At 47.0% G+C, this 7,099-nt stretch carries 5 protein-coding genes; 4 read left to right on the top strand and 1 reads right to left on the bottom strand.

What is annotated here, in order from left to right; genetic code table 11:
- Together guaB and guaA are read left to right on the top strand one after the other, a co-directional pair.
- A partial coding sequence (guaB, locus tag BZJ18_RS16435; protein WP_158011300.1) for an IMP dehydrogenase occupies positions 1 to 1,378 on the top strand: 1,378 nt, incomplete at its 5' end.
- 95 nt (positions 1,379 to 1,473) lie between these two features.
- Positions 1,474 to 3,051 (top strand): glutamine-hydrolyzing GMP synthase, encoded by a 1,578-nt coding sequence (gene guaA / locus BZJ18_RS16430; RefSeq protein ID WP_077458366.1) that lies wholly within the window; start codon positions 1,474 to 1,476, stop codon positions 3,049 to 3,051.
- Between the two features lie 72 nt (positions 3,052 to 3,123).
- Here the strand turns inward: guaA and BZJ18_RS16425 are convergent, their stop codons facing one another.
- Positions 3,124 to 4,125 (bottom strand): LysR family transcriptional regulator, encoded by a 1,002-nt coding sequence (locus tag BZJ18_RS16425; protein WP_241825002.1) that lies wholly within the window; start codon positions 4,123 to 4,125, stop codon positions 3,124 to 3,126.
- Here BZJ18_RS16425 and BZJ18_RS16420 point away from each other — a divergent pair.
- Both BZJ18_RS16420 and BZJ18_RS16415 read left to right on the top strand, forming a co-directional pair.
- Positions 4,124 to 5,107: an aldo/keto reductase gene (locus BZJ18_RS16420; RefSeq protein ID WP_077458362.1), complete on the top strand. Its 984-nt coding sequence runs from the start codon at positions 4,124 to 4,126 to the stop codon at positions 5,105 to 5,107. The genes BZJ18_RS16425 and BZJ18_RS16420 overlap by 2 nt on opposite strands.
- Positions 5,104 to 6,291 carry an MFS transporter gene (locus tag BZJ18_RS16415; RefSeq protein ID WP_077458360.1) on the top strand — a complete coding sequence of 396 codons (1,188 nt, stop codon included), beginning with the start codon at positions 5,104 to 5,106 and terminating at the stop codon, positions 6,289 to 6,291. Before BZJ18_RS16420 ends, BZJ18_RS16415 begins: the two co-directional genes overlap by 4 nt.
- Positions 6,292 to 7,099: the final 808 nt, after the last annotated feature.

Genomic DNA, 7,099 nt, shown 5'->3' with positions numbered 1-7,099 from the left:
TCTGCGAACCCAACTGACTCGTTCTATTAGCCTGAACATCCCTGTTTTATCAGCAGCGATGGATACGGTGACAGAAGCTCGTCTGGCGATTGCACTTGCGCAAGAAGGTGGCCTTGGTTTTATCCACAAAAACATGACCATTGAACAGCAAGCTGAGCAAGTTCGCTTGGTTAAAATTTACGAAGCGGGCATGGTCACTAACCCTGTGACAGTGACGCCAGAAATGACCATTGCGGATGTGAAAGCACTCACCGAACGCAACGGTTTCGCCGGCTATCCAGTGGTTAACGCACAAAAAGAGCTTGTCGGCATTATCACCGGCCGTGATGTACGTTTTGTGTCTGACTTGAGCAAGCGTGTTGATGAAGTGATGACGCCGAAGTCGCGCTTAGCCACGGTGCAAGAAGGTGCCGATCGAGAACAAGTTCAGCAAATGATGCAGCAGCACCGCGTAGAAAAAATCTTGGTCGTCAATCAAGACCACCACCTAAGCGGCATGATCACCGCAAAAGACTTCCAGAAAGCAGAAAGCAAACCAAATGCCTGTAAAGACGAGCAAGGTCGTCTGCGCGTGGGTGCCGCCGTCGGTGCTGGCGCGGGCAATGAAGAGCGTGTGGCCGCCTTGGTGGAAGCCGGTGTTGACGTTCTTTTGATTGACTCATCACATGGCCACTCTGAAGGCGTGTTACAACGCATTCGTGATACACGCGCCGCGTATCCAAACCTGCAAATCGTGGGGGGTAACGTTGCCACGGCAGACGGTGCTCGTGCCCTGATTGAAGCTGGTGTTGATGCCGTTAAAGTAGGGATTGGTCCAGGGTCGATTTGTACCACCCGTATTGTGACCGGGGTTGGCGTACCACAAATTACTGCTATCAGTGATGCAGCAGCGGTTGCGCAGGAATATGGTATTCCGGTCATTGCTGACGGTGGCATTCGCTTCTCGGGCGATATGTGTAAAGCGATTGCCGCTGGCGCATCCTGTGTGATGGTTGGCTCCATGCTGGCAGGAACGGAAGAATCACCGGGTGAAGTTGAGCTTTACCAAGGCCGCGCGTACAAATCGTACCGTGGTATGGGATCGGTGGGCGCGATGTCAAAAGGCTCATCTGACCGTTACTTCCAAAGCGACAATGCTGCCGACAAATTGGTCCCAGAAGGCATTGAAGGCCGCGTAGACTACAAAGGCATGATGAAAGAAATCATCCACCAACAAATGGGCGGTTTGCGTTCATGCATGGGTCTGACTGGCTCTGCCACCATCAACGATTTACGCACCAAAGCGCAATTTGTTCGCGTGACTGGCGCGGGCATGAAAGAGTCACACGCTCACGATGTGACCATCACCAAAGAAGCGCCTAACTATCGCCTCGGATAATGTATGGCGGTGTGGCTTAAGGGTCACACCGCTTTCTATTCGTCCAAGAGGGCTGACAACGCCCCTTTGTTCCACTTAATTGAGAAAGCCAGATAATGACCAAAAACATTCATGCTCAACGTATTTTGATCCTCGACTTTGGCTCCCAGTACACGCAACTGATTGCACGTCGTGTCCGTGAAATCGGAGTGTATTGTGAGTTGTGGAGCTGGGATGTAGAAGAGCAAGATATTCGTGATTTTGCCCCTGATGGCATCATCCTTTCCGGTGGCCCTGAAAGTGTCGCTGAAGCTGGCTCACCGCGTGCGCCTGAGTATGTCTTTAATGCTGGCGTGCCGGTGCTTGGCGTATGCTACGGCATGCAAACCATGGCTGAGCAACTGGGCGGTAAAGTGGCCGGCTCTGAGCACCGCGAATTTGGTTATGCCCAAGTTAAGCGTGTTGCCAACAGTGCTTTGTTTGATGGTATTGAAGATGCGATCGCAGAAGATGGCACCGCGCTATTGGATGTGTGGATGAGCCACGGTGATAAAGTGGTCGCTATCCCAGAAGATTTCGTCAAAATCGCTGAAACCGACACCTGTCCGTTTGCGGCGATGGCTAACGAAGAGAAGCGCTTCTACGGCGTACAGTTCCACCCGGAAGTCACGCATACTCGCCAAGGCAAACGCATGCTAGAGCAGTTTGTGATGAACATCTGTGGTTGTGAGCGCCTATGGACTCCTGCATCTATCATCGAAGATGCGGTTGAGCGTATTCGCGAGCAAGTCGGTGATGATGAAGTGATCCTTGGCCTATCTGGTGGCGTTGATTCCTCAGTAGTGGCAATGCTGGTTCACCGCGCGATTGGCGACAAGCTCACGTGCGTATTTGTGGATAACGGCCTGCTACGCCTTAACGAAGGCGAGCAAGTACTGGAAATGTTTGGTGACCACTTCGGCCTCAACATTGTCCATGTCAACGCCGAAGACCGCTTCCTTGACGCGCTGAAAGGCGAAGCTGACCCTGAAGCTAAGCGTAAAATCATTGGCCGTGTGTTTGTTGAAGTATTCGACGAGCAAGCCACCAAAATGAAAAACGCCAAATGGTTGGCGCAAGGCACCATCTATCCGGATGTGATTGAATCAGCAGCCTCGAAAACCGGTAAAGCACACGTGATTAAATCGCACCACAATGTGGGCGGTCTTCCGGAAGAAATGAAAATGGGCTTAGTTGAACCGCTCAAAGAGCTGTTCAAAGACGAAGTCCGTAAGATTGGCCTTGAACTAGGCCTGCCTTACAACATGCTTTACCGCCACCCATTCCCAGGGCCTGGCCTTGGTGTGCGTGTGCTGGGCGAGATCCAAAAAGAATACTGTGACCTTTTACGTCGCGCGGATGCAATCTTTATCGAAGAACTGCGCAACGCCGATCTGTACGATAAAGTCTCACAAGCCTTTGCGGTTTTCTTACCGGTACGTTCCGTTGGCGTGATGGGCGATGGCCGTAAATACGATTGGATCATTGCCTTGCGTGCTGTCGAAACCATCGACTTTATGACCGCGCACTGGGCACACCTGCCATACGATTTCCTTGGCAAAGTGTCGAACCGCATTATCAACGAAGTCGACGGCATCTCCCGCGTGGTTTACGACGTCTCCGGCAAACCGCCTGCGACAATTGAGTGGGAGTAGGGCTAACTATTAATAGTTAATAGAGCCTTTAGAGGATAAATGAATGCCAGTCAGTTTTCTGACTGGCATTTTTTATGGGGATAATGACTGTTGGTTTTCAGAAATCAGTGTATCCAGAAAATCGACAACAGCTCTAACTCTGCGTGAGTGAGCTAAATCTGAGTGAATAGCCAACCAAATCGGCTGATCACACCCCACATTTCCTTGCACACAAACCAAGTTTTTTTTCTTGGAGGTAAAATGAGGGAGTATCGCCATCCCAACCCCTGCTTCTACAGCGCTCATTTGTGCCGATAGGCTGGTTGTGGTCAAGCGGCAAGGCTTTCCTCTTAACATTTTTGTTAGCCATTGTGCTGTTGGCAAATTTTGCTGCATTTCAGACCACCCGATGAAATCATCATGTTCGAAAGATAGGCTAGTGGTGTCTGAGCTCTTTCTATTGTTTATGTAGTCTTGTGAGGCGTAAAGCCCAAACCCTAGTGTACCTAGTCGGCGGATGCTCACATTACCACGTTCCGGTCTTACCATACGCAAAGCAATGTCAGCATCGCGTCGGTGCAGGTTAACTGTGGACACGCCCGTGACTATCTCCACGGTTAAATTGGGATGAGTGGCAATAAGTTTTGGCATGGCTGGAATAATGAGGTGATCAGCTAATCCTTGCGCTGTTGCTAGGCGGACATTACCCATCACTTGATCATTATTACGATAAGTAGCATCCCCAAAAGCAAAGCCAGCTTGCTCTAGAGCTTCAGCCGATGAAACCAGATCTCTGCCTTCATCGGTTAATGTATAGCCCTGCTGATCACGTGTAAATAAGCAAACCTGTAGCGCCGACTCCAGACGTTCTAAACGTCGAGAAGTGGTGGCAATCCCCAACTTTAATCGCTTTGCTGCGCGACTTAATGTGCCTTCTCTAGCGATGGCGAGAAATATCCTGGCATCATCCCAATTCAAAGACGGGGGGGGCTGATTTCCATTTTCGGAAAGCTGATTGCGGTTTGTGTGCATATAAACCTCCACTTTCGGAAAATATACTGAATATCTCAACGTAAACCAAGGGATATCAATCATGAAGAAACGTGTATTAGGTCAAAGTCTTGAAGTCTCCGAGATAGGGTTAGGCTGTATGGGCATGAGTGAATTCTATGGGCCCAGAAATGACGCCGAATCCAAGTCGGTACTCCATAAAGCTATTGATCTTGGCTGCACTTTTTTAGATACCGCAGATACTTATGGCCATTATCATAACGAGCAGCTACTTGGAGAGTTTTTGAAAGAAAGCCATGCTGCAATTAAAGTTGCGACTAAGTGTGGAATTGTACGTCGTCCTGAGGAGTACCAACGAGTAATTGATAATAGWCCAGATTATATTCGCCGTGCTTGTGAGAGTTCACTACGCCGCTTAGGTGTTGAATGCATCGACTTATACTATATCCATCGATTAGATCCTAATGTGCCTATAGAAACAACCGTTTTTACGTTGTCTCAATTGGTTAAGGAGGGGAAAATTGCAAATATTGGCTTATCTGAGGTCAGCGCAAGTACACTGAGAAAAGCGCATGCTGTTCATCCAATTAGTGCCGTGCAGACCGAGTATTCACTGTGGACCCGTGATGTGGAGCAAGATGTTTTGCCAACTTGTAGAGAATTAGGTATTGGTTTTGTTCCTTATTCCCCATTAGAGCGTGGTTTTTTGACAGGGAATATTACGCCTGACAGTGACTTTACTCCTCAAGATGCAAGACAATCATTACCGAGATTCACGCCTGATAACCTAAGAGCAAATCGGCCGCTAACAGAGGTGGTTGCTAGCATGGCCAGTAGTAAGTCATGCTCTTCGGCACAAATTGCATTGGCATGGTTATTAGCACAGGGGCCTGACATCGTACCTATTCCGGGCACAAAGAAAATGAAGCATTTGGTCGATAACTTGGGGGCTCCTGATGTCGTATTAACGGCAGAGGATTTGGCCCGCATTGAATCAGCAGTGCGAGAATTTCAGCCCGCAGGGGAGCGTTATACAACTGAAGGTATGAAAGGAGTGAACGCTTGAGCCCGTTAAACTACACAAATTGGCGCAGCTGGGTCGCTGTTTTTATGCTTGGTATTGCGTCATTTACGGTTGTTGCTACTGAGTTAGCACCAATAGGTATGTTGTCTTCGATTGCACAAGATATGCAGCAGAGTGCTAGCTCTACAGGGTTAGTTGTTACTTTGTATGCATGGCTTGGTGCCGCTGCCGCTTTAATTTCAGTCATGATGATTAGTCATTTACCCCGTCGACCATTGTTAGTCGGACTGATGCTATTGTTGGGGCTGTCCAATGGCGTGGCGGCTGTCAGTCATAGTTTTAGCGTATTGTTAGCTGCCAGGCTTGTCGGTGCTCTTGCTCATGGTGCTTTCTGGGCAATGATTGGCACTTTGGGCGCACAGCTGGTCTCAGAAAGTAGCGTGGGGAAAGCCACTGCCATTATTTTCGGGGGTGTTTCAACCGCGAGTGTTTTAGGTGTCCCACTTATTAATTGGATAAGCGCTGATGCTGGCTGGCGATTATCATTTTCACTTTTAGGAATATTATCTGTTGTTACGGCATTAACTCTGGCTCTAAGCCTTCCGCATGTATCAGGTACACCGCGTTTGGGAAGGGGGCAACTCTTCTCTGTGTTTCGAAATTCGAAGTTGAGAATCGTATACCTCATTGCGGCTTGTGGTATCGTTTCACACTTTGCTGCATTTACTTATGTTGAGGTGCTACTTTCTTCAGTGATTGCCCTGCCAAACAGTTGGATCTCTATCTGTCTGTTGACATTTGGTATTGCTGGCATAGTCGGCAACTTCATGTGCGGAATGTATATAGACAACCACTTAAAGAGAGTCCTTGGCACAGGGCTTCTACTTATTTCGTTGTGTTTGATGTTAATTAGCCTTCCGACTGTTAACAGCAAAATCATGACATTGCTGCTCGTATCCGGATGGGGCATTGGTGTTGCGATACTATTCGTTGGTCTTCAAACATGGATCATCCGATTAGCCAAAGACGATGCATTACCAGCTTCAGCTATTTATGCTGCTATTTTCAATGGTGCTGTTGGTACGGGAGCCGTATTAGGAGCAGGAATTTTAGACCATTGGAATATTAGTACGCTTTATTTATCTGCTTCATTAATTACGCTGCTAAGTCTTGCTTTGGTGGTTGGTAGTCGTAAAAGAACTACGGAACAAGCTACTATGGTATGAGTTTGTAATGTTATGAAATACTTCGACAATCAGCAAAAAGTTAAAAAAATTCTGCGCCTGGCATAGATGATGGCATTGAGAAAAGACACCTTTCTAACTAGCTGTTATATAGGTTTATTTTATTCTCATTGATATTCGAGTGGGAATAAGGCTCGCTAGGTAGCGAAGTAAGCTTTGCCAACTAATAACAATGCCAGTCAGTTTTCTGACTGGCATTTTTTATGATCGCACTATCCATCAACGATTGACGTCATTGCTACAAAAACCGAAAAACAGCCCGAAGATCAGAGCCATTGCCGGTAAAATGGATATATTCCAAAACAGGCTAGCCGGCTTGCCTACAAGTACATGTTCAGAGTGTTGCACTTCGCGGCTGAATCTGCGAGTACCTTTAATTATTAAGAGCGTTCTTGTTCTCTATAAAAGATTTATGTTTATCGTAGCAATCACTCAGAAGAACATATGTCAGGTGACAAAGCGTAAGTCCGACTAGAGTATTTTAAAGTTAACTGCCGTTCAGATAAACACTCGACATAACCATGTTCAATTAGGCTTTTCTTTAATCCAACGTTCAAAAACCATCCAGACAAAAAGCAATAAATACTATCAGTCCAACAAAAAAGAAAACAATCTTCGGTATCCACCTAGCTGATTTACCAGTAACCAACGGAATGAAGCACAACAACACAACACTAAGAAAAATGAAAAAAACCAGAAAATGACGCGGCATCATTAATTTCACCATCGACTTTTATTTTATTACTGGTTAAATTTAAATTTTCTATTAAATTCAAAGATTGGTCCAAAC

Source organism: Salinivibrio sp. IB872 (genome assembly GCF_001995345.1).
GTDB lineage: Bacteria > Pseudomonadota > Gammaproteobacteria > Enterobacterales > Vibrionaceae > Salinivibrio > Salinivibrio proteolyticus.
The sequence above is the reverse complement of the archived record's forward strand: the minus strand, read 5'-3'. Positions and strand labels throughout refer to the sequence as shown.